General features: G+C 65.6%; 20 protein-coding genes and 1 tRNA gene. 17 read left to right on the top strand and 4 right to left on the bottom strand.

The features are described 5' to 3' along the window. The first annotated feature begins 6 nt into the window (after positions 1–6). The 15 genes from ACLD02_RS17410 (at position 7) to ACLD02_RS17340 (ending at position 13724) form a co-directional block, all read left to right on the top strand. Positions 7–870, top strand: coding sequence for a protein-glutamate O-methyltransferase CheR (locus ACLD02_RS17410; protein ID WP_338015171.1), 864 nt, complete (start codon positions 7–9; stop codon positions 868–870). 14 nt (positions 871–884) lie between these two features. Next, the gene (locus ACLD02_RS17405) at positions 885–1355 is read left to right on the top strand and encodes a two-component system response regulator (protein ID WP_203101655.1); all 471 of its coding nucleotides are present in this window, start codon (positions 885–887) and stop codon (positions 1353–1355) included. A gap of 20 nt (positions 1356–1375) precedes the next feature. Further along, positions 1376–1984 carry a chemotaxis protein CheB gene (locus ACLD02_RS17400; RefSeq protein ID WP_410299279.1) on the top strand — a complete coding sequence of 203 codons (609 nt, stop codon included), beginning with the start codon at positions 1376–1378 and terminating at the stop codon, positions 1982–1984. Next, positions 1953–3086: a response regulator gene (locus tag ACLD02_RS17395; protein WP_203101653.1), complete on the top strand. Its 1134-nt coding sequence runs from the start codon at positions 1953–1955 to the stop codon at positions 3084–3086. Before ACLD02_RS17400 ends, ACLD02_RS17395 begins: the two co-directional genes overlap by 32 nt. A gap of 5 nt (positions 3087–3091) precedes the next feature. Continuing rightward, on the top strand, positions 3092–4606 hold the full coding sequence (gene gspE / locus ACLD02_RS17390; protein WP_274380665.1) for a type II secretion system ATPase GspE: 1515 nt from the start codon (positions 3092–3094) through the stop codon (positions 4604–4606). Continuing rightward, entirely contained in the window at positions 4606–5829 is a 1224-nt protein-coding gene (gene gspF, locus ACLD02_RS17385) for a type II secretion system inner membrane protein GspF (protein WP_203101651.1), read from the top strand. The genes gspE and gspF overlap by 1 nt, the downstream gene beginning before the upstream one ends. 63 nt (positions 5830–5892) lie before the next feature. Beyond that, positions 5893–6324, top strand: coding sequence for a type II secretion system major pseudopilin GspG (gene gspG / locus ACLD02_RS17380; protein ID WP_203101649.1), 432 nt, complete (start codon positions 5893–5895; stop codon positions 6322–6324). 8 nt (positions 6325–6332) lie between these two features. Further along, positions 6333–7085 (top strand): prepilin-type N-terminal cleavage/methylation domain-containing protein, encoded by a 753-nt coding sequence (locus ACLD02_RS17375; protein WP_410299278.1) that lies wholly within the window; start codon positions 6333–6335, stop codon positions 7083–7085. Then, positions 7082–7549, top strand: a complete 468-nt coding sequence (locus tag ACLD02_RS17370) for a type II secretion system protein (RefSeq protein ID WP_203101644.1) — start codon at positions 7082–7084, stop codon at positions 7547–7549. Before ACLD02_RS17375 ends, ACLD02_RS17370 begins: the two co-directional genes overlap by 4 nt. Then, positions 7549–8184 (top strand): type II secretion system minor pseudopilin GspJ, encoded by a 636-nt coding sequence (gspJ, locus tag ACLD02_RS17365; RefSeq protein WP_203101847.1) that lies wholly within the window; start codon positions 7549–7551, stop codon positions 8182–8184. Before ACLD02_RS17370 ends, gspJ begins: the two co-directional genes overlap by 1 nt. After that, positions 8172–9266, top strand: a complete 1095-nt coding sequence (gene gspK / locus ACLD02_RS17360) for a type II secretion system minor pseudopilin GspK (protein ID WP_410299277.1) — start codon at positions 8172–8174, stop codon at positions 9264–9266. The genes gspJ and gspK overlap by 13 nt, the downstream gene beginning before the upstream one ends. Positions 9267–9278: 12 nt before the next feature. After that, entirely contained in the window at positions 9279–10442 is a 1164-nt protein-coding gene (gspL, locus tag ACLD02_RS17355; protein ID WP_410299276.1) for a type II secretion system protein GspL, read from the top strand. After that, entirely contained in the window at positions 10439–10963 is a 525-nt protein-coding gene (gene gspM / locus ACLD02_RS17350) for a type II secretion system protein GspM (protein ID WP_203101634.1), read from the top strand. The genes gspL and gspM overlap by 4 nt, the downstream gene beginning before the upstream one ends. After that, on the top strand, positions 10964–11683 hold the full coding sequence (locus ACLD02_RS17345) for a DUF1461 domain-containing protein (RefSeq protein WP_203101632.1): 720 nt from the start codon (positions 10964–10966) through the stop codon (positions 11681–11683). A 31-nt stretch (positions 11684–11714) separates the two neighbouring features. Next, positions 11715–13724 (top strand): PEP-utilizing enzyme, encoded by a 2010-nt coding sequence (locus tag ACLD02_RS17340; RefSeq protein ID WP_203101631.1) that lies wholly within the window; start codon positions 11715–11717, stop codon positions 13722–13724. Between the two features lie 73 nt (positions 13725–13797). Here the strand turns inward: ACLD02_RS17340 and metH are convergent, their stop codons facing one another. Then, positions 13798–17496, bottom strand: a complete 3699-nt coding sequence (metH, locus tag ACLD02_RS17335; RefSeq protein WP_410299275.1) for a methionine synthase — start codon at positions 17494–17496, stop codon at positions 13798–13800. A 204-nt stretch (positions 17497–17700) separates the two neighbouring features. Between metH and ACLD02_RS17330 the strand changes: the two genes are divergently transcribed. Further along, the gene (locus ACLD02_RS17330) at positions 17701–18480 is read left to right on the top strand and encodes a YdiY family protein (protein ID WP_203101627.1); all 780 of its coding nucleotides are present in this window, start codon (positions 17701–17703) and stop codon (positions 18478–18480) included. Between the two features lie 231 nt (positions 18481–18711). Here ACLD02_RS17330 and ACLD02_RS17325 read toward each other — a convergent pair. Next, positions 18712–18788: transfer RNA gene (locus tag ACLD02_RS17325), tRNA-Pro, on the bottom strand. Positions 18789–18931: 143 nt separating this feature from the next. Here ACLD02_RS17325 and ACLD02_RS17320 point away from each other — a divergent pair. Beyond that, positions 18932–20044, top strand: coding sequence for a methyltransferase (locus ACLD02_RS17320; protein WP_410299274.1), 1113 nt, complete (start codon positions 18932–18934; stop codon positions 20042–20044). A 7-nt stretch (positions 20045–20051) separates the two neighbouring features. Here ACLD02_RS17320 and mtnC read toward each other — a convergent pair whose 3' ends face one another. Beyond that, positions 20052–20738 carry an acireductone synthase gene (mtnC, locus tag ACLD02_RS17315; RefSeq protein WP_203101623.1) on the bottom strand — a complete coding sequence of 229 codons (687 nt, stop codon included), beginning with the start codon at positions 20736–20738 and terminating at the stop codon, positions 20052–20054. Positions 20739–20745: 7 nt separating this feature from the next. After that, positions 20746–21291 (bottom strand): 1,2-dihydroxy-3-keto-5-methylthiopentene dioxygenase, encoded by a 546-nt coding sequence (locus ACLD02_RS17310; RefSeq protein ID WP_203101622.1) that lies wholly within the window; start codon positions 21289–21291, stop codon positions 20746–20748. Positions 21292–21302 lie beyond the last annotated feature (11 nt).

The raw sequence follows: 21302 nt of genomic DNA, 5'->3' as shown, positions 1-21302 counted from the left end.
GACGGCGTGGAAACGGAAACGGCCATCAGCGACGATCAGGTGCACCTGGAGGATATTGAGATCCGCCTCTTGCTGGAGGCCATCTACCAGCTCTATGGCTATGATTTCCGTTCCTACAGCCAGGCTTCCATGCGCCGGCGCGTGATGCACCGGCTGACCATGTCCGGCTTTTCCACGGTGTTGCAGATGACCGACCGGGTGCTGCGTGACCGGCAGTTCTTTGTCACCCTGCTTAACGACCTCACCGTCAATGTCACCGAAATGTACCGGGACCCCGAGTTCTATCGCGCGTTTCGCGAGGAAGTGGTGCCGGTGCTCAAGACCTTCCCGTTCATCAAGATCTGGCACGCCGGCTGCGCCACCGGAGAGGAAATCTATTCCATGGCCATCCTGCTTGAGGAGGAAGGGCTTTACGAACGCGCCATGCTGTACGCCACCGACATCGACAAGAACGTGCTGGCGGCGGCCAAGAAGGGCATCTATCCAATCCATGCCTTCAAGCAATACGCCGACAACTACCGCCGCGCCGGCGGCCGCCACTCACTCAGCGACTACGCCACCGCCCGCTACGACAGCGTGATCATGGAGCAGCGCCTTAAGCGCAACATCGTGTTCGCCGACCATGACCTGGCCACGGATCAGGTGTTCGGCGAAATGCATGTGATACTGTGCCGCAATGTTTTGATCTATTTCGATCGCACGCTGCAGCAGCGGGTGTTTCGCCTGTTCGACGAGAGCCTGGATATGGGCGGTTACCTGTGCCTTGGCACCAAGGAGAGCCTTCGCTTCAGCGGCGACGAGGATGCCTTCGAGGTGGTCAATAAACCGATGCGGATCTTTCGCAAACGACAGCCGCGTCACAACGTCTGAATTCGAGAATACGCATGATCGAGCAGAAACTGCTGTTGGTCGACGACCAGCCCGCCAATCTGGTCTCCCTGGAAGCCATCCTGGAAGAGGAGGGGCGCACCCTGCTGAAGGCGGAATCCGGCCAGGAAGCCCTGCGCATTCTGCTCAAGGAGGACATCTCACTGGTGCTCCTGGATGTGCAGATGCCCGGCATGGACGGGTTCGAGGTGGCCGAGTTGATGCGCCAGCGCAAGGACACCCAGACCATCCCGATCATCTTCGTCACCGCCATCAGCAAGGAAAAGAAATATGTGTTCCGGGGCTATCAGGCGGGTGCCGTTGATTATCTGTTCAAACCACTGGACCCGCTCATTCTCAAGAGCAAGGTGAACTTCTTCCTGCAACTGGATCATCAGCGCCGCGAACTGCAGGCCAAACTCAAGGAAGCCCAGGCCCACCGGGCCGCCTATGAGGCGGAAAAACGCAATCGGGGCGGCGACCACTAGCGCCGACGCGGCCAGCAATCATGAGAGGAGGCATCCGGGCAGTGGTGATGGGCGCGTCCTGGGGGGGCTTGAATGCTTACTCGAGCATTCTTTCCAGCTTGCCGGAGGACTTTCCCGCCGCCATCATGTTGGTCCAGCATCAGAACGCCAGCGCCGACAACCGGTTGGCCTGGCTGCTGTCGAAATATTGCCGGCTGCCGGTGGTGGCGCCGGAAGATAAGGAAAGGATACGCCCGGGGCACGTGTACGTGGCGCCGCCGGGGTATCACATGCTGGTCAACGTGGACCACACCATCGCGTTGACCATTTATCGGCCCGTGCACTTTTCCCGGCCGTCCATTGATGAGCTGTTCTTCTCGGCGGGGCATGTCTATGGCAGGCAGGTCCTTGGGGTCATTCTCACCGGTGCCAATGAAGACGGCTCCGAGGGATTGGATTACATCCGCCGCCGAGGCGGCCGGACCCTCGCCCAGTCGCCGCAGAGCAGCGAGGCCCCGATCATGCCGGAAGCGGCCATCGCCAAGGGCGCGGTGGGGGAAATCCTGGACCTGGAGCGCATCGGGCCGTATCTCGCGGAAAGCTTGGTTGGGTTGCGCAATGAAAAAACAGAACATCCTGGTCGTCGATGATCACCGGGAGAACCTGGTGGCCATGGAAGCCTTGCTGGAAGGGGAGGGCCGCAACCTGGTCATGGCCCAGTCCGGCAACGAGGCTCTGGCGCTGGCTCTCAAGCACGATTTCGCCCTGGTGCTGCTCGATGTTCAAATGCCCGAAATGGATGGCTTCGAAGTGGCGCAACTGATGCGCCGCAACCGCAAGACCCGCCACATCCCGATCATTTTCGTCACCGCCATCTCCAAGGAACAGAAATACGTCTTCAAGGGCTACCAGACCGGGGCGGTGGATTATCTGTTCAAGCCCGTGGATGAACAGATCCTTGACGCCAAGGTCAATGTATTCCTGGAACTGGACCGGCAACGTCGGAAGCTGCAGCAGGCGGTGGTGCAGATGAAGCGCCTCAAGGACGAAAACGAGCGGCTTCTGCACGCCCTGGGCGAAGCGGTGGTGGGTGCCGATGCCGAGGGCCGGGTGAGCTTCTGCAATGAGTCCGCGGCGGCCTTGCTCAACATCGAGCGGGAGGACCTGCTCAACCAGCCGGTGACCGGACTGTTGTTCGGCGGGGCCGACGGCGAGACGCCGGACTGGCGCGACTGCCCGGTGCTGGCGCGGTGCGCCGAGGGCCGCCACTGGGAGGAAGACCTGGATCTGTATCCATACGGTCATGAAGAGCCGCTAGCGTTACGCGTCCACGCCAACCCGGTGGTCCGCGAGGGCGGTGCCTTCACCGGGGTGGTGTTCATGCTGCGCCGGCGCGACGGCGACGAGGCGGACGGCGACCGGCGGGAGCGGCGCGGCTCGCCGCGCAAGCGAATGTTCCACGAACTGGTGGTGTTCGATCGTGGCACCGGTGGTAATGTGGGCAGGTTGATCAATTTGAGCGCCGGCGGCTTCAAGCTGCTGCTGCGGCGGGACATGGCCCCCGGCGAGCATCTGGAGCTGGGCATGGTGCTGCCCGACCAGATCGGGGGCGTGAATACAATGAGCTTCAACGCCAGGGTGGTGTGGAGCGAGGCGCTGGACGGACCGGGTGAATACCACGCCGGCTTCCAGTTCCTGGATCTCTCCGGCGCGAACGGGGAGATCGTTGAAATCCTGATGGAAAGGTATTGAGGGTTATGAGCGAAGCAGTGGTCGAGCAATCCGAGGACATGGAAGAAGACGCCGGCGGGCCCCAGTTGCTGCCCTATGGTTTCGCGCGCCGCTTCGGGGTGCTGCTGAGGGAGAAGGACGGTCGCCGGGAACTGTGCTGCCGCCAGGACGTATCCCTGCAGGCGCTCGCCGAGGTGCAGCGCTGGCTGGGCGGGCTGCCGCCCATCGTCAAGCTGGACGAGGGGGCCTTCAGCTCCGCCATGGCGCTGACCTACGAGCAGCAGCGCGGCGCCGCCGCCGAGGCCGCCGACAACCTTGAGGGGTTGGATCTGGCCAGCCTGGCGGATTCCCTGCCGGAGACCTCCGACCTGCTGGAGCAGGAGGACGATGCCCCGATCATCCGGCTTATCAATGCCCTGTTCCAGGAGGCGATCCGCGAGAACGCCTCCGATATCCACATCGAAACGTTCGAGAAGCGTCTGGTGGTGCGCATGCGCGTGGACGGCGTGCTCCGCGAGGTGCTGACCCCGAAACGGGAGCTGGCGCCGTTGCTGGTGTCGCGCATCAAGGTGATGGCACGTCTCGACATCGCCGAGAAACGGATTCCCCAGGACGGTCGTATTTCCCTGCGCCTGGGCGGGCGGGACGTGGACGTGCGGGTCTCCACCATGCCGTCCAGCAACGGTGAGCGGGTGGTGTTGCGTCTGCTCGACAAGCAGGCCGGGCGCCTGCAGGTGTCCCACCTGGGCATGGGCGAGGTGTGCGACGCGCACATGCGCGAGCTGATCCACAAGCCCCACGGCATCATCCTGGTCACCGGCCCCACCGGTTCCGGTAAGACCACTACCCTGTACGCCTCGCTCACCGAGCTGAACGACGCTTCGCGTAATATCCTCACCGTCGAGGACCCGATCGAGTACCAGCTCGAGGGCATCGGCCAGACCCAGGTCAACACCAAGGTCGACATGACTTTCGCCCGTGGCCTGCGCGCCATTCTGCGCCAGGACCCGGACGTGGTGATGGTCGGTGAGATCCGCGACCTGGAAACCGCCGAGATCGCGGTGCAGGCATCGCTCACCGGCCACCTGGTGCTCTCCACCCTGCACACCAACACCGCGGTGGGCGCGGTGACCCGTCTGCAGGACATGGGCATCGAGCCGTTCCTGCTCTCCAGTTCCCTGCTCGGGGCCCTGGCCCAGCGTCTGGTGCGGGTGCTCTGCGATGACTGCAAACAGCCCTACCAGCCCAGCGAAAGCGAGCGCGGCATGCTTGGCCTGGCGCCGGATCAGGACGCCACGCTCTACCATCCGGTCGGCTGCGAGCACTGTAACCACCAGGGCTACCGGGGCCGTACCGGCATCTACGAACTGGTGGTAATCGACGATGCCATGCGCGAGCTGATCCATGAACGCGCCGGCGAGCTGCGGCTCACCCGGCATGCCCGCACTCTGACGCCGAGCATCCGCGAGGACGGCTGGCGCAAGGTGCTGGCCGGCGACACCAGCATCGAAGAAGTACTGCGCGTCACGAAGGAAGACTGATGCCCGCGTTCGAATATCGCTCCCTGGACCACCGGGGCAAGGTCAAACGGGGCACCCTGGAAGCGGACAGCGCCCGGCAGATCCGCCAGCAACTGCGCGACAAGGGCTGGGTGCCCCTGGAAGTGTCCGAGGCCAAGGACCGCCAGGCCGGCGGCGGCCTGTCCGCGCGTCTGTCCGCCACCGGCAAGCTCAAGGGCGGCGAGCAGGCCCTGATCACCCGCCAGCTCGCCACTCTGCTCAAATCCGGCCTGCCGGTGGAGCAGGCGCTGTCGGCGGTGGCCAAGCAAGCCGGCCAGGTGCGGGTGGAAAAGATCATCCTGGCGGTGCGCGGCAAGGTCCTGGAGGGCTACAGCCTGGCCCACGCCCTGGCCGAGTACCCGCGCGCCTTCCCGGAGATGTACCGCGCCACCGTGGCCGCCGGTGAGCAGAGTGGCCACCTGGAGCAGGTCCTGGAGCAACTGGCCGACTACCTGGAAACCCGGGACGACACCGGTCGCTCGGTGAGCCAGGCGATGATTTATCCCGCCTTCATCATGATATTCTCCGCCCTGGTGATCGGCTTCCTGATGGCCTTCGTGGTGCCCAAGATGGTGGCGGTGTTCGCCAATCGGGACCAGGCCCTGCCGTTCATTACCGTGGCGGTGATCGCGCTCAGCGATTTCGTGCGCGCCTGGGGCTGGCTGCTGGCGCTGGTGGTGATTGGCGGCGCGATCGCCTTTTCCCGGGCCCTGCGTGAACCGGCGTTTCGCATGCGCGTGCACCGGCGGCTGGCCGCCATGCCGCTGATCGGCACCATGATGCGCGCCTCGGACAGTGCCCGCCTGGCCAGCACCCTCGGTATCCTGGGCCGCTCCGGCGTGCCTCTGGTGGATGCCCTGTTCATCGCCGCCCAGGTGGTCGGCAATCTGGCGATCCGCGAGGCGGTGGTGACCGCCGCCGCCCGGGTGCGCGAGGGCGGCAGTCTCAGCCGTGCTCTGGAGCAGAGCGGCTATTTCCCACCGATGCTGGTGCAGATGATCGCCAGCGGCGAGGCCAGCGGTGAACTGGACAACATGCTCAGCCGGGCGGCGGATTATCAGGAACGGGAACTGACCAGCACGGTCCAAACCATGGTGGGACTGTTGGGGCCCCTGATGTTGCTGGTCATGGCCGGGTTCGTGATCCTGATCGTTCTGGCGGTGATGCTGCCGATCATGCAGATGAACAATTTCATGGCGGGGTAGGGGCCGGGCACGCACGCTCCGTCCAACAGGGATGTAATTCCAGACAATACTAAAAGGTGATTCATGAAAACGATGCAACGCGCGCAGGGCGGTTTCACCCTGCTGGAAATCATGGTGGTGGTGGCCATCATCGGCCTGCTGGCGGCCATGATCGTCCCCAATGTGATCGGCCAGGGGGAGCAGGCCAAGGTCGATATCGCCAAGACCAACATGTCGCGCATCGTCCAGCAGCTCGACATGTACAAGTTCAACAACGGTACCTACCCATCCACCGAGGAGGGCCTCAACGCCCTGGTGGAGCGCCAGGCATCCGCCAAGAAATGGCCGGAAGGCGGCTATCTGCCGAGCCTGCCGGAAGACCCCTGGGGCAATGACTACGTCTACATCAGCCCCGGCGTGGACGGTCCCTTCGACCTGTATTCCCTGGGCGCCGACGGTGTCGAGGGCGGTGATGGCACCGACACGGACATCAGCTGGCGCGACAGCGACGGCTGATCCCGGTCATGGGGGTTCGGCGCGGCGCCAGGGGGAGCCACCGGCAAGGTGGCTTCACCCTGTTGGAAATCCTCGTGGTGGTGGGGCTCATCGCCATGCTGTCCCTGGCGGTACTGGTGGTGCCGGTGTGGATGGACGACGAGCGCCAGTTGGATGGGGAGGTGGCCCGGCTCACCGATACCCTGACCCTGCTTAACGAACAAAGCCTGTTCGGTGGCCGCCTGATGGCCCTGCGTCTCACCGACCAGGGCTGGACGCCGCTGGTCTACGACGTGGGCGCCCGTCAGTTCGTGCCCGCCCAGGGCAACGGTCTGCAGGCCCGCCGGCTGCCCGCCGGTCTGGAGCTGGCCTGGCAGTTCGATGACCTGCCCGCCGACGAGGAAGAGCGCATGGGGCTGGATCAGGTGGCCGAGCGCCTGGTCTCCGACAGTCCCTTTGGCGGTAACGACGACGAAGGGCGGGGCGGTTTGCTCGAAGAGGAGCGGGCCCGCGCCGGGGAGCGGTCACAAGACGAGGACGACGAGGACGATGACGTCCTGCCCCAGGTGTTCTTCTTCCCCAGCGGCGAAACCACGCCGCTCACCCTGACGCTGCGCTCCAGCGATGACATTGATCTGGAAGTCCGCCGGCGGTTGACCGCCCTGGGCCAGGTGCGCGATCCGGACAATGAGCAGGACGAGGAGGTACTCACCGCCCCGGACGACAAACCGGACGACGATGATCGGCTGATCGACGACGACTTCCTGGGAGGCGACCGATGAATGCCCGCGCGGGACGCCGCCAGCAGGGCGGTTTCACCCTGGTTGAGGTGGTGCTGGCCGTGGCCATCCTGGCCCTGGCCATGGTCACGCTCAGCCAGACACTGGGCGCCAGCGCCGTGGCCTACCGGAGTATCGACGATACCCGCCGGGCCTACATGGTGGCGGCGGACAAGCTGGTGGAGATGCAGGTTTACCAGCAATGGCCCAATACCGGCACCACCGACAGCACCGTCACCCGGGGCGACCGGGAGTGGTGGGTGCGCGCCAAGGTCAGTGCCGGCCCCTATCCGGACACCCGCCGGGTGGACATCGAGGTGGGGGAAATCATCGATGATCAGGAGCGGGACCCGATGTACACGCTGGCCAGCCTGATCGGCAAGCCCGCCGACGACAACGGCCAGTTCCAGCAGCCCGGCGCCGGTGATGGCGGCGGTGGCGGCAGCCAGGATCTGACGGGGGGATGATGAACCGTCGACGCGCGCGCGGCTTCACTCTGCTCGAGGTGCTGGTCACCATCGCCATCTTCGCGATGATGTACGTCCTGGCGGTGGAGTTCCTCAACCGGGCCCTGGCCAACCGGGACATGCTCAGCGAGGGCGCCACCGAACTGGAGGGCGCGCAACGGGCGGTGACCTACCTGACCCTGGACTTCGAGCAGTTGATCGCGCGCCCGGTGCGTGATCCCTATGGCGACCCCCAGCCAGCCATTTTCGGACGCGACGACTACGTGGAATTCACCCGCCTGGGCTGGTCCAATCCGTTCCAGCTGCGCCGTCGCAGTGAGATGCAGCGGGTGGTGTACGCCCTCGAGGGGGACACCCTGTACCGCCGCTACTGGCCGGTGCTGGACACCAACGTGGCCACCGAATACCAGGAGGACGTTCTGCTCAGGAAGGTGGAGCGGTTCCAGGTGCGCTATCTGGACAAAACCCAGGACGGTGAGTGGGGCTGGCTGGAGTTCTGGCCGGAGCCGGCGCTGATGAACACGCCGGTCTGGCAACAACGGCTGCCCAAGAGCGTGGAAGTGGAAATCGAGCTGGAGAGCGGTGAGCGGCTGCATCGCTTCTTCCGCACGGTGGTGAACCCATGGGCGGTATGAGCGGAGCGGGCCGGGCCCGGCAGCGCGGCATGGCCCTGATCATCGTGCTTATGCTGTTCGCCATTCTGGCGGCGATCACCACCGAGGTGATGTTCCGGCAGGACCGTTTCCGTACCCGCACCGAAAACCTGTTGCAGTGGGACAAGCGCTATCAGTACGCCATGGCCACCGAGGTGGTGGCGGTGCAGGGACTCAACGACGATCTGGAGGGCGATCGCCAGGAGAACCAGCAGGTCGACGACTGCATGGAGGAGCAATGGGCGGTGGAGCTGCCCCCCACGCCCTACGAGGACGCGGTGCTCAGCGCCAGCGTCCAGGACCTGCAGGGCCGCTTCAATCTGAACTGGCTGGTGGAGGCACAGGGGGTTGGTTTCCAGCGCGACGACGAGGCCCGCGACATGCTCCAGCGTCTGCTTGAACAAACCCTGCCGGACCCGGCCCGGGCCAGCCTGCTGGCCAACCAGATGGCCGACTGGATCGACAGCAATAATATCGTCGACGCGGTGGAGGGCGCGGAAGACGCCGAATACCGCCTGCGTCGTACGCCCAACATGCCGGTGGCCCACGAAAGCGAGCTGCGCGCGCTGCGCGATTTCCAGGTCGGCGACCTGTTTCCGGACCCGGCCATGTGGGGCCTGTTCACGGCGCTGCCCACCGGCACCACCTTGAACCTCAACACCGCCCCCCAGCCGGTATTGGACGCCGTGCTTGGCCCCTACGCCGGCGGTGAGGCCGCCGAGGCGGTGGTGCGGTTGCGCCAGGAAGAACCGATCCTCGATGTCGCTACCTTGATGCAGGAGGAGCCGTTCGCCAGTCTGGAGGAGGAGCAGCGCCAGGCGCTCAGCAAACGCCTCGGCGTGGCCAGCGAGTATTTCCAGATCATGGTGGACGTGGAAGTGGCCGGCGACCTGAGCCGCCTGGTGAGCCGGGTACGCCGCGCCGCCGGCGGGGGCGCCGATGGCACCCAGGTGTACAGCCGGCAGGTGAAGCCGCTGCTGTCGCCGCTCGAACCGGCCTGCAATCCCTTCTACAATGCGGGCGATGACAACAACAATGTGATAGACAGTATTCCAGGGACGTAAAGGACGGGAATTTTGGCCGATTCAGCTTTGATCTATCTGGCCCCGGGGGCCTTCAGCCGGAACCGGGAAGCCGGCCTCGAGGAGACGATGGTGCTGTTCCAGGCGGGCGCCGGCGATACGCCGGAGCGCCTGACCCTGGGGCAGGCGCTCAACGAGCGGGCCGGCGCCGCCGTGGATCTCGTGGTCACCAGCGCCGAGGCGCTGCTCACCGGCGTGACCCTGAGCCGCAAGCAGGCCCGCCATCTGCAGCGGGTGCTGCCGTACCTGCTGGAGGAGCAATTGCTGGAGCCGCCGGAGGCGTTGTGGTTCGCCACCGGCAAGGCCGAGCATGGCCGTTATCCGGTGGCGGTGATCAATCGCGAGGCTCTGGCAGCGTTGCTCGCGGTGTGCCGGGAGGCCGGCGTGCGCGCCGCCCGGCTGAGGGTGGACGCGGACCTGCTGGCGCCGGAAACCCCGGTGCTGATCAGCGTGCCGGACTGGGGCGGCCTGATTCTGGAGCGGGACCAGGCGCTGGTGGCCGACGCCGAACAACGGGAAGCGCTGATCGCCCTGCACCATGACGAGGAGCGCCCCTTCACCCGCCTGGACGACGACCTCACCCTGTGTGACCGTCTGCGCGCCGGCCTGGCCGCCGAACGCGGCGTGGAAATACTGCAGGGGCCCTATGCGGCCCGCCAGAGTCAGCGCGGTGCCCCGTCTCCCTGGGCGCCCTGGAAGCCGGTGGCGGGCCTCGCCGCGGCGGTGTTTCTGATTGCCCTGGCGGCGGTCTGGGCGCAGCAATGGCGCTATCAGCAGGCCGCTGATCAGTCGTTCGCCGAAGCCGCCAAACTCTATCAGTCCCTGTTCCCCGGTGATCGCGCCACCTCCGGCTTGCGCCGTCAGTTCGAGGCTCGCCTGGCGCGCCTGGGCAGCAGCGGCGATGGCGGCGGCGCCACCCTGTTCTCGGTGCTGCCGGCGGTGGCGTCCACCCTGGGCGCCAGCGAGGTGGAGCCCAAGCGCATCCAGTTCGATCAGCGCGACGGCAGCCTGCTGCTGGATCTGGGCGCCAAGGAATACAATCAGGTGGAGAAACTGCAGACCGCGCTGCGCGAAAAAGGCGTGCAGGCCACCATCGCCAACTACCGCAACGGCGCCAGCGGCGTCACCGCGCGGGTCAAGGTGGAGCAGGCGGGATGAACCGGAAAGTACGGCAACTGCGTGACGAACTGGATAAGAAACTGGCACCGGCGATGGCCTGGTACCAGGAGCGCGAGACCCGCGAGCAGCGCATCCTGCAACTGCTCGCCGTACTGCTGGCGGTGGCGGTGCTCTACTGGCTGGTCTGGCAACCGAGCTGGCAAGCCCGGGAGTCCGCCCGCCAGCGCTACATCGCCAACCAGCAGACCCTGGCCTGGATCGAGAACAACGCCGACGCGGTGCGCGCCGCCCGGGGCAACCGCTCCGGTGGTGGCGACCAGCTGGGCGGCAACTGGGTAAGCGACATCAGCCGCTCGGCGCAGTCCTACGGGCTCACCCTGCGGGGCTTCACTCCCAACGGCAATGAATCGGTGCGCGTGCAGCTGGAGAACCAGCCCGCCAGCCCGATGCTGATGTGGCTGCAATCCTTGGAACAAAAGGGCCTGACCCTGGCCACCCTGGAGATGAGCGCCGGGGACAAACCCGGCACCGCCACCCTGCGGGCCACGCTGACGCGCTGAATGAAGGCACTGTCCCTGGCGGCTTGGTTCGCCTATGGCCTGACCACCGTGACCCTGGCCCTGGGCATTACCTGGGGCCTGTACGCGCAGATGGATTACGGCTACCCGTTCTGGTACGACGCCCTGGATATTGGCCCTCATATCGAGGAATACGCCCCTCTTAACCGCTACCACCGGCGCGACTTCCAGTATCTGGACGCCGCCACCCACCAGGCCCTGTTCCACGATATCCGTATTGCCGTCCACGATGGTGGCCGGGGCCTGGCGGCGCTGTCCTATCCGGATCGGCAAGGGCGCGATATTCCGCTGCTGCGCCATGCCGAGGTGCTGCACCTTCAGGATGTGGCCCAACTGATCGACCTGGGTCGCTGGGCGCTGCTGGTGGCGGCGCTGCTGTGGCTGCCCCTGGCCTGGATGCGGGTGGCGCGGCCGCCACCAGGTTGGCGGGCCCGAGCGCTGGTCGCTGTGACGCCGTTGCTGGCTATGGTAGGTTGGCTGCTTGTCGCCGGACCCACGGCGGTGTTCTACCGGTTCCACATCTGGTTGTTCCCCGCCGAGCATGAATGGTTCTTCTATTGGCAGGATTCGCTGATGAGCACCCTGATGAAAGCACCGGTGCTGTTCGGTGGCATCGCCGTGGTTCTGGTGGGGGGAACACTGGTGCTCACGCCGTTGCTGTATCGTGGCGGCCTGGCGCTGGTTCGGCGTGTTCGCCGATAACCATTGATATTCCAACCAACAGTCCAACGCCATGAGCATTGAAGTATTGGCCGCCGACGAGCGGGGGAGCGAGAACGTGCAACGCTGGGCGGCCTCCGGCCTGCCGGTGCCGCCGAGCTGGCGCATTAGCCGCGAGGCGGTGCTGGCCCTGGACGGCCCGGGCCTGACGCGCCGCCTGCGCGGCCTGCCACGCATGTTCACCGGGGATCGCTACTGGGTCTTGCACCAGGGCGCGATGAACGAAGGTTCGCAGCGGGAAAGCCTGGTCAACCTGGATTCCGACGAAGCCCTGGCGGCGGCGCTGAGGTCCCTGTTCCAGCGCGCCGAGCCGCCTGACCAGGTGGTGGTGCAGGCCTTGCCTCGTCAGCGCGCCGCCGGCGTACTGTTCACCCGGCACCCGTTGCGGCAGGATCTCTCGCACATGGTGGTGGAGGGCGTCGCCGAGGGTGATGACCGGCGCCAGCGGTTGATTTTCGATGACCAGGGCCGGCTGGTGTATGGCGGTGACAACGAACCGGCGCTTGATGATCTGGTCGGCGCTTCCCGACTGCTGGCGCTGGGTGAGCAATTGCGGCGTCGCTTCGAGCGGCCCCAGGCCGGTGAATGGATCTTCGACGGCGAGACCCTGTGGCTGCTGCAGACCCTGCCGGTGGGCTCGTTGCCGGTGCCCAAGGAAGTCTGGACCCGCCGCGCCGCGCCGGCGCTGTTCAACCAGGCGCTCACGCCGCTGTGGTACACCCTGGCCGGGCGCTGGCTGAAGACCGAATTCTGGGCGCCGCTGGCGGCGCGCCAGGGCTGGGCGGACCTGGCCCGGGTGGAGCCCTACCGTCGCCAGCAAAGCCATCTTTATACCAACAGCGAATTCTTCCGCCGTCTGCAGGGCCGCCACCCGGGCGTCGCCGACAAGGTGCCGCCGGCCTGGCAGCCGCTGGAAGCGGTGGGCGAGAGCGAAACCCCGGCGGCGCCGCCGGGGCCCGCCAGTCGCTGGCGCGCCGGCTGGGAGCTGGGCCGCGTCGAGCGGCGTCTGCGCCGCTGGCGGTCGCCACCTCTGGACCGGGAGCGGGCCTGGCGGGCGCTTATGACCCTGGATCGGCTCGGCGAGCGGCTGGCCCGGGAGGAGGGCGCCCTGGCTTACCTGACGGTCCCCGACGGGCTGGTCCACCAGCGCGGGCCGGTCCCCCTGGCGCAGCTGCTAGGCGGTTCTGAGCAGGCACTGCTGGTGGCGGTGCTGGCCGACGATGAGGCGGCTATCGATGCCAGTGATTTGCGACCGGGCGCCGATCCGGTGCACGCGCCGCTCAGTGAGAAACCGGCCCAGCGGCAAAGCCTGCGGCACGCCCGGCGTCAGTTCGATTCGAGCGCCGGCGCGGCGCTGTCCGCGACCGTGGCGCCGCTGCTGGGACAATGGCGCCGCGCCCGGGCGCTGAGATTCCAGCTTGGTGCCCACCTGCGCGAGTTGCTACGGCGGCTGGCGGCGGTGCTGGTCCAGGAGAAGCTGCTGGCGCACCCGGACGATGTCTTCTTTCTGTACTTCGACGAGCTGTGGGAACTGTGGATGGAGCGGCGTCTGCCGGGCTCCGCCGCCGGCGAGGTATTGGGCCAGCGTAAGGTGCGTTATCTGGAGGATGCCCATGCCGGCGCGCCGGACTGGAAGATGGACCGCATCGGTTTCGGTTTCGGCGGCGGTGGCCGCCCCAGCCCGGTGCTGCGCGGCGCCGGCCTGGCACCGGGGCGGGTGACCGGGCCGCTACGCCGGCTGTGCAGCGCCTGGGCGCTGAACCGGCTGCGCCCGGGTGACATCGTGGTGGTGGATCAGGTGGACCCGAGCTGGGTGCCCTGGCTGGCCCAGGCCGGCGGTCTGGTGATCGCCGGCCGCGACCCGCTCAACGCCGCCGCCAGCCTGGCGCTGGCCTGCGCGATTCCGGCGGTGTGGGGTGTCAGCGACATCATGCACAGCGTGGTTGACGGGCAGATGGCTGAGTTGGACGGGCAAGCAGGCGCGTTGACGGTTCAGGGCGGTGAGTTGAAAGTCGAAAGCTGAATCGTGGCTGAAGCCGCTCCTACGGAGACCTCTTCCTCTGTAGGAGCGGCTTCAGCCGCGATTCGCGCCGGGCTTAATCCTCGATATAACCCAGCAGGTGAGGCACCATCCGCTCGATGTTCTTGCGGGTCATGCCCTTGCGGGCGGCGTAGTCGTCCATCTGGTCCCGGGCCAGCTTGCCGGTGCCGAAGTAACGGGCTTCCGGGTGGGCGAAGTACCAGCCGGACACCGCCGCCGCCGGGAGCATGGCGTAGGACTCGGTGAGCGTCATGCCGGCGTTCTTCTCCGGTTCCAGCAACTCCCAGAGCAGCGCCTTCTCGGTGTGGTCCGGGCAGGCGGGGTAGCCGGGGGCAGGGCGGATGCCACGATATTTTTCCGAGATCATTTCCTCGTTGCTCAGGGTCTCGCCGGCGTCGTAGCCCCAGAATTCCTTGCGCACCCGCTCGTGCATGCGCTCGGCGAAGGCCTCCGCAAGACGGTCCGCCAGGGCCTTGAGCATGATCGACGAATAATCATCGTGGTCCGCTTCGAAGCGTTTCACATGCTCGTCGATGCCGATGCCGGCGGTCACCGCGAAGCCGCCCAGCCAATCCTGCTTGCCACTCTCCTTCGGCGCGATGAAATCGCTGAGCGCGTAGTTGGGCTTGTCGTTTTTCTTGCGGTCCAGTTGCTGGCGCAGATGGTGCAGGGTCATGAACGGTTCCGCGTCGCCGGGCTGGCGGTAGAGCAGGATGTCGTCCATGGCCGACTGCGCCGGCCAGAAGCCGATCACGCCCCGGGCGGTGAGCCATTTCTCGGCGACGATTTTCTCCAGCATGGCGCGGGCGTCGCGGTACAGCTTGGTGGCTTCCTCGCCGACCACCTCGTCGTCGAGGATGCGTGGGAACTTGCCGGCCAGCTCCCAGGAGCGGAAGAACGGTGTCCAGTCGATGCGTTCCACCAGATCGTCCAGCGGATAATCGTCGAACACCTTGAGGCCTTTCACCTTGGGTTCCGGCGGGGTGTAGTCACTCCAATCCGGCTGGAAGCGGTTGGCGCGGGCGTCGTCGATGCTCACCAGGGAGCGGTCCACCTGCTGCTGCTTGCGTCGCTCGCGCAGGGATTGGTAGGTGTCCTTCACCTCGGCCACGTAGTCATCATGCTGGGTGTCCGAGAGCAGGCGCGACACCACGCCCACCGCCCGGGAGGCGTCGGCCACGTGCACCACCGGGTTGTGATACTCCGGATCGATCTTCACCGCGGTGTGGATACGGCTGGTGGTGGCGCCGCCGATCAGCAGCGGCTGCTCCATGCCCAGCCGTTCCATCTCCGCGGCCACGTGCACCATTTCATCCAGGGACGGAGTGATCAGGCCGGACAGGCCGATCACGTCCACCTTTTCCTTTGCGGCGGTTTCCAGAATTTTTTCGCAGGGCACCATCACGCCCAGGTCGATGACCTCGTAGCCGTTGCACTGCAGCACCACGCCGACGATGTTCTTGCCGATGTCGTGCACATCGCCTTTCACCGTGGCCATCAGAATGCGTCCGTTGGATTCGTCCTGGGTGCCCAGTTCTTCCTTTTCCTTTTCCATGAACGGCAGCAGGTAGGCCACCGCCTTTTTCATCACGCGGGCGGACTTGACCACCTGGGGCAGAAACATCTTGCCCTCGCCGAACAGATCGCCGACCACGTTCATGCCGTCCATCAGCGGCCCTTCGATCACGTGCAACGGGCGCTCCGCGTTTTGCCGGGCCAGCTCGGTGTCGTCTTCCACGTGCTCGGTGATGCCCTTGACCAGGGCGTGTTCCAGGCGTTTCTCCACTGGCCAGGAACGCCATTCCTGGTCTTCTTTCTTGACCTCCTTGTCGCCGCTGCCCCGGTACTGCTCGGCCAGATCCAGCAGCCGCTCGGTGCCGTCCTCGCGGCGGTTGAGCACCACGTCCTCCACCGCGTCGCGCAGTTCCTGGGGGATGTCCGCGTAGATCGCCAGTTGCGACGGGTTGACGATGCCCATGTCCATGCCGGCCTTGATGGCGTGATACAGGAACACGGCGTGGATCGCCTCGCGCACCGGGTTGTTACCCCGGAACGAGAAGCTCACGTTGGAAACGCCGCCGGAGATCAGCGCGTGGGGCAGGGTGCGCTTGATGTCCGCCACCGCCTCGATGAAATCCACCGCGTAGTTGTTGTGTTCCTCGATGCCGGTGGCGATGGCGAAGATGTTGGGGTCGAAGATGATGTCTTCCGGCGGGAAGCCCACTTCCTCGGTGAGCAGCTTGTAGGCGCGGGTGCAGATGCGCACCTTCTCGGAGCGGCTTTCCGCCTGGCCGTTCTCGTCGAACGCCATCACCACGGTGGCGGCGCCGTAGCGGCGGATCAGCCGGGCCTGGTCAAGAAACTGCTTTTCGCCTTCCTTGAGCGAGATGGAATTCACCACGCCCTTGCCCTGGATGCACTTCAGCCCGGCCTCGATCACCTCCCACTTGGAGGAGTCGATCATGATCGGCACCTTGGAGATTTCCGGCTCGGAGGCCACCAGATTCAGGAACCGCACCATGCAGTCCTTCGACTCCAACATGCCTTCGTCCATGTTGATGTCGATGATCTGGGCGCCGTTCTCCACCTGATCCCGGGCCACGTCCAGGGCGGTGTCGTAGTCCTCTTCCTTGATCAGCCGCAGGAAGCGCTTGGAGCCGGTGACGTTGGTGCGCTCACCGACGTTGACGAACAGCGAGTCGGCGGCGATGTTGCACGGCTCCAGGCCGGACAACCGGCACTGCACCTCGATGTCCGGCAGCGCCCGGGGCGCGCAGTCGGCCACCGCTTCGGCCATGGCGGAAATATGCTCCGGCGTGGTGCCGCAACAGCCGCCGATGATATTGAGAAAGCCCTTCTCGGCCCAGCCACGAATCTCCCGGGCCATGGTGGCCGCGTCCAGATCGTACTCGCCCATTTCGTTGGGCAGGCCGGCGTTGGGGTGGGCGGATACCGGGAACTCGCTGATCCGCGACAGTTCCTCCACATAGGGCCGCAACTCCATGGGGCCGAGGGCGCAGTTCAGGCCGATGGACAGTGGCCGCGCGTGGCGCAGGGAGTTATAGAAGGCTTCCGTGGTCTGCCCGGTCAGGGTGCGGCCGGAAGCATCGGTGATGGTGCCGGAAATCATCACCGGCAGGTCGATACCGTGCTCGTAAGCGTATTGATCCACGGCGAACACCGCCGCCTTGGCGTTCAGCGTATCGAAGATGGTCTCGATCAGAATCAGATCCGCGCCGCCCTCCACCAGGGCATGGGTGGCCTGCACATAGGCCGCCACCAGCTGATCGAAATTCACCGCCCGGTAGCCGGGATCGTTCACGTCCGGGCTGATGCTCGCGGTGCGGTTGGTGGGGCCCAGCACCCCGGCCACGAAGCGTGGCCGCTCCGCCGTGGCCACCGCGTCGGCGGCGCGCCGCGCCACCCGGGCGGCGGCCAGGTTGATGTCATGGACCAGTTCCTGCATGTCGTAGTCCGCCATGGCGATGGACGTACTGTTGAAGGAATTGGTCTCGATGATGTCGGCGCCGGCTTCCAGGTAATCCCGGTGCAACTGCTCGATCATTTCCGGCTGGGTGATGCTGAGCAGATCGTTGTTGCCCTTGAGGTCGCAATGCCAGTCCGCGTATTGGCTGCCGCGATATTGCTCCTCGCTCAACTTGAGGCGCTGGATCATGGTGCCCATGCCACCATCCAGGATCAGAATCCGATCACGGAGCAGGGCATTGAGCTGTTCGCGGCGGTGGGTGGTCATTGGGAACTCCTGAAAACTCGCTAAGGCGCGCAGTATACTCGTCCGGCGCCGCGTTCCCCAGAGCAGGGCGCCAGCGGGACGCTCCGATTGTGGAGAAAATGTAAAAAAGCCCCCTCGGGGTACAGGGTGCCGGCCCCTTTACGCATAATTGGCCCCCTGGCCCTCACCCCGAGGGGTATTCGGGTACTGATGATTGGAGGAGTAATGCGAAAACAATGGCTGGCCCTGGCCTGCGGCATGGTGGTGCTGCCGGTGCTCTCCCACGCCCAGGAGGCGGACAACGCGGCGGACCAGGAAAGCGAGCAGGAACGGGCCTGGGACATCGAAGTCGAGGCATCCTATCTGCTCAAGAGCGGTAACAGCGACACCGAATCCGTGGTCGGCAAGGCCAACGCCGCCTACGACGGACAGGATTGGCGCCACACCGCCAAGGCGGAGAGCGTGAACACCGTGGGCGAGGACGACGACGGCGAACAGGAACGCACCGCCGAGCGCTACTACGCCTCCTACAAACTGGACCGCAAACTTCCCGAGAACAATTACCTGTTCAACGTCATTACCTACGACAAGGACACTTTCTCCGGGTACCAGTACCAGGCCAGCTACGCGCTCGGTCTGGGTCGCCGCTTCATCGAGACGCCGGCGCACACCCTGGACCTGGAAGCCGGTCCCGGTTACCGCGTCGAGTGCCTGGAGCCGGAAAGCGGCTACGCCAGCTGTGATGACAAGGAAGAAAGTCTGATCGGCCGTTTCGCCGGCAGCTACAAATGGAAGATCAGCGACACCTCGTCGTTCCGTCAGGATCTCAGCACCGAGGTGGCGGACAACAACACCACCCTGCGCTCGGAAACCTCGCTGACCTCGCGGATCAACGATCACTTCGCGCTGCGGCTCACTCACCTGGTAACCCGGGACTCCGAGGTGCCGGCGGGCACCCACAAGACCGACCAGGAAACCACCGCCTCCGTGGTTTACACCTTCTGAGGAAACGGAGCCGCGCGTGACGCAGCCTCGTAGCGTCTCGGTGTGGGCCCCTTTCCGGGAACGCCGTGAACTCGTCCATGGGGGCTCCCGGTTTGACATCCTGTCAAACAGGGTCCCGGAAAGGGGCCCACACCGAGACGCGGCCTGGATGGAGGATCCGCCCGCCTCCGACGCCCAAAAAACGAAGCACAAAAAAAAGCCGGCCATCTTGCGAAGGCCGGCTTTTTAATTTGGTCGGAGTAGCAGGATTCGAACCTGCGACCCCTACGTCCCGAACGTAGTGCTCTACCAGGCTGAGCTATACTCCGAATGTGCGGCGTATTCTAGCAGCGAAATTTCAGAATGCCACCGTTTTAAGTCCGGCGATGGTTCGGTTGACGATATTCTGGCCAAGCTGGTCGTCGGCGGGCACAATGCCGCCCCCCTCACAGCCCTCCGGGAGCCCCTTCCAATGCCTGAAACCCGCTTTGGCGAACTCGTATTGCGACGCTGGCCCCGCCGGCGCGGCGAAACCCTGCAGGCGTTCGATGGTGCCGATCGTTATTTGCTGCGTCTGCTGGAAGAGGAGGGCGCCGGCCCCGCCACTCTGGTGATCAATGACCAGTGCGGCGCCCTGTGGCTGGGCGCCACCGATCGGGGCCCGACCTGGAGCGCCGGCGATGACTGGGTAGCGCGCCGGGCGGCCCTGGCCAACGGCGAGGACAACCAGCGCCCGCTGAACGCCGACCACTGGCTGTGGCCCGGCGACGCCCCCACGGCGACACCGGACCAGGTACTGATGCGCCTGCCCAAGTCGCTCTCCCTGCTGGAGGCGCAACTGGCCTGGCTGGCCGAGATCCTGCCCGTGGACACGCCGATTCTGGTGGCCGGCATGGATAAGCATCTGCCCGGGCAACTGGTGCCCTTGATGGAGCGCTACCTGGGTTACGGGCAGGCCGGCCATGGCTGGAAGAAGGCCCGGGTGTTCCGCGCCCGGGCCCCGGGCAAGGTGTTGCAGCCGGCGCCGGCCCCCGGCGAGGTGGCGGTGCCGGGCCGGGGCTGGACCCTGAGCGCTGGCCCCGGCGTGTTCGCGCGCCGTCATCTGGATATCGGCGCCCGTTTTCTGCTTGACCATCTGCCCCGGGATGTCAGCGGCGAAGTGGCGGACCTGGGCTGCGGCAACGGCGTGCTGGGGCTGAGCCTGGCGGCGGACAACGCCAATGCGCGGGTGACGTTCTGCGATGTGTCCTGGCTGGCGGTGGACAGCGCCCGGCGCAACGCCGCCGCCCTGTTCGGTGACGGGCACCGGCATGAATTCCATCTTGGCAACGGCCTGGACGGCCTGGAGCGGCGCTTCGATGTAATCCTGCTGAATCCGCCGTTTCACCGGGGGCACGCCGTGGACGACGGCGTCGCCCGAACCCTGTTCCGCCATGCCCACCGCCATCTGGCGCCGGGCGGTGAACTGCGGGTGGTGGCCAACGGGCACCTGCCTTATCGACGAAATCTGGCGAAACTGTTCGGCCAGGCGGACCGGCTGGCGGCTAACGACAAGTTCGTGATTTACCGCTGCGTGAACGACTGAGCCGGGTTCAGAACGCGCCCGGATCGATGTCGTCGAAGGTGGTGACCCTGGGATGGTCGCTGTCGCCGATGACGTCGTCGCGATCCAGTAGAGTGGTGCGCAGGCCGGCGGCCCGGGCGGCGTCCAGTTCCGCCTCCACGTCGGAAAGAAACAGAATTGCCTCCGGCGCCACGCCGATCCCGGCCTGGATAGCCCGGTAACTCTCCGCTTCTTTCTTGCCGCCGCTGGTGGTGTCGAAGTAGCCGCTGAACAGCGGCGTCAGATCACCGGCTTCGGAATGGCCGAAGAACAGTTTCTGGGCGGCAATGGAACCGGAGGAATACACGTACAGGGTGAAACCGGCGTCGTGCCACTGGCGCAGCCGCGCCACCGCGTCCGGATAGACATGGGCCCGGTAGTCACCATTCCGGTAGCCGGCCCGCCAGATCAGCCCTTGCAGGGTCTTGAGCGGCGTGGCCTTGCGGTCCTCGGCGATCCAGCGGCGCAGCAGGGCCGCCGCCCGGGCCGGATCATCCAGGGCTTCGCCGCTGTCGCGGGCCGCGTCCGCCACCGCCGACGCCACCACCGGGTCGTCCCAGTGCGCCGCCAGGAAGGGTTCCATTTGCCGGTCCGCGTAGGGGAACAGCACTTCCTTGACGAAGCGGATGCTGCCCACGGTGCCTTCGATGTCGGTGAGAATCGCCTTGATCGCCATCGCCGTTTCAGTTGTCCAGTCGGTTGAAGCGCAGCGCGATGTCGTCGCCGGTGAAGTTGGCCACCCAGCCCTGCGGATTATTGAACAGCCGGATCGCGGTGAAGCGGGGGTTCGGGCCCATGTCGAACCAGTGCGGCGTGTTGGCGGGCACCGAGATCAGGTCGCCCTTGGTGCACAGCACCTCGTAGACCCGCTCGCCAATATGCAGGGTGAACAGCCCCTGGCCCTCCACGAAGAAGCGTACCTCGTCCTCGCCGTGGCGGTGCTCGTCCAGGAACTTGCCGCGCGCCGCTTCCTTTTGCGGGTTGTCCGGCGTCATGCTGACCACGTCCACGGTCTGGTAGCCTTCTTCCCGTTGCAAGCGCTCGATATCGTCCCGGTAGGCTTCGATCACTTCATCCTGGGTGGGCTGTTCGCTCAGTCGGGCGGAGGCGTTCCATTGTTCGTAGCGCACCCCGACGCGGTTCAGTTCGTCGGCCATGGCCAGCTTGTCATTGACGATTTTTTCCGGGCTTTCCGGATGGCCTTCGCGGTAGATCTTCAGGTTGCTCATAGCGGTCCTCG

The organism is Alloalcanivorax sp. C16-2, from assembly GCF_046507615.1.
Taxonomy (GTDB): Bacteria; Pseudomonadota; Gammaproteobacteria; order Pseudomonadales; family Alcanivoracaceae; genus Alloalcanivorax; species Alloalcanivorax marinus_A.
Note: the sequence above shows the minus strand (reverse complement) of the source record. Positions and strands in the feature narration are given on the sequence as shown.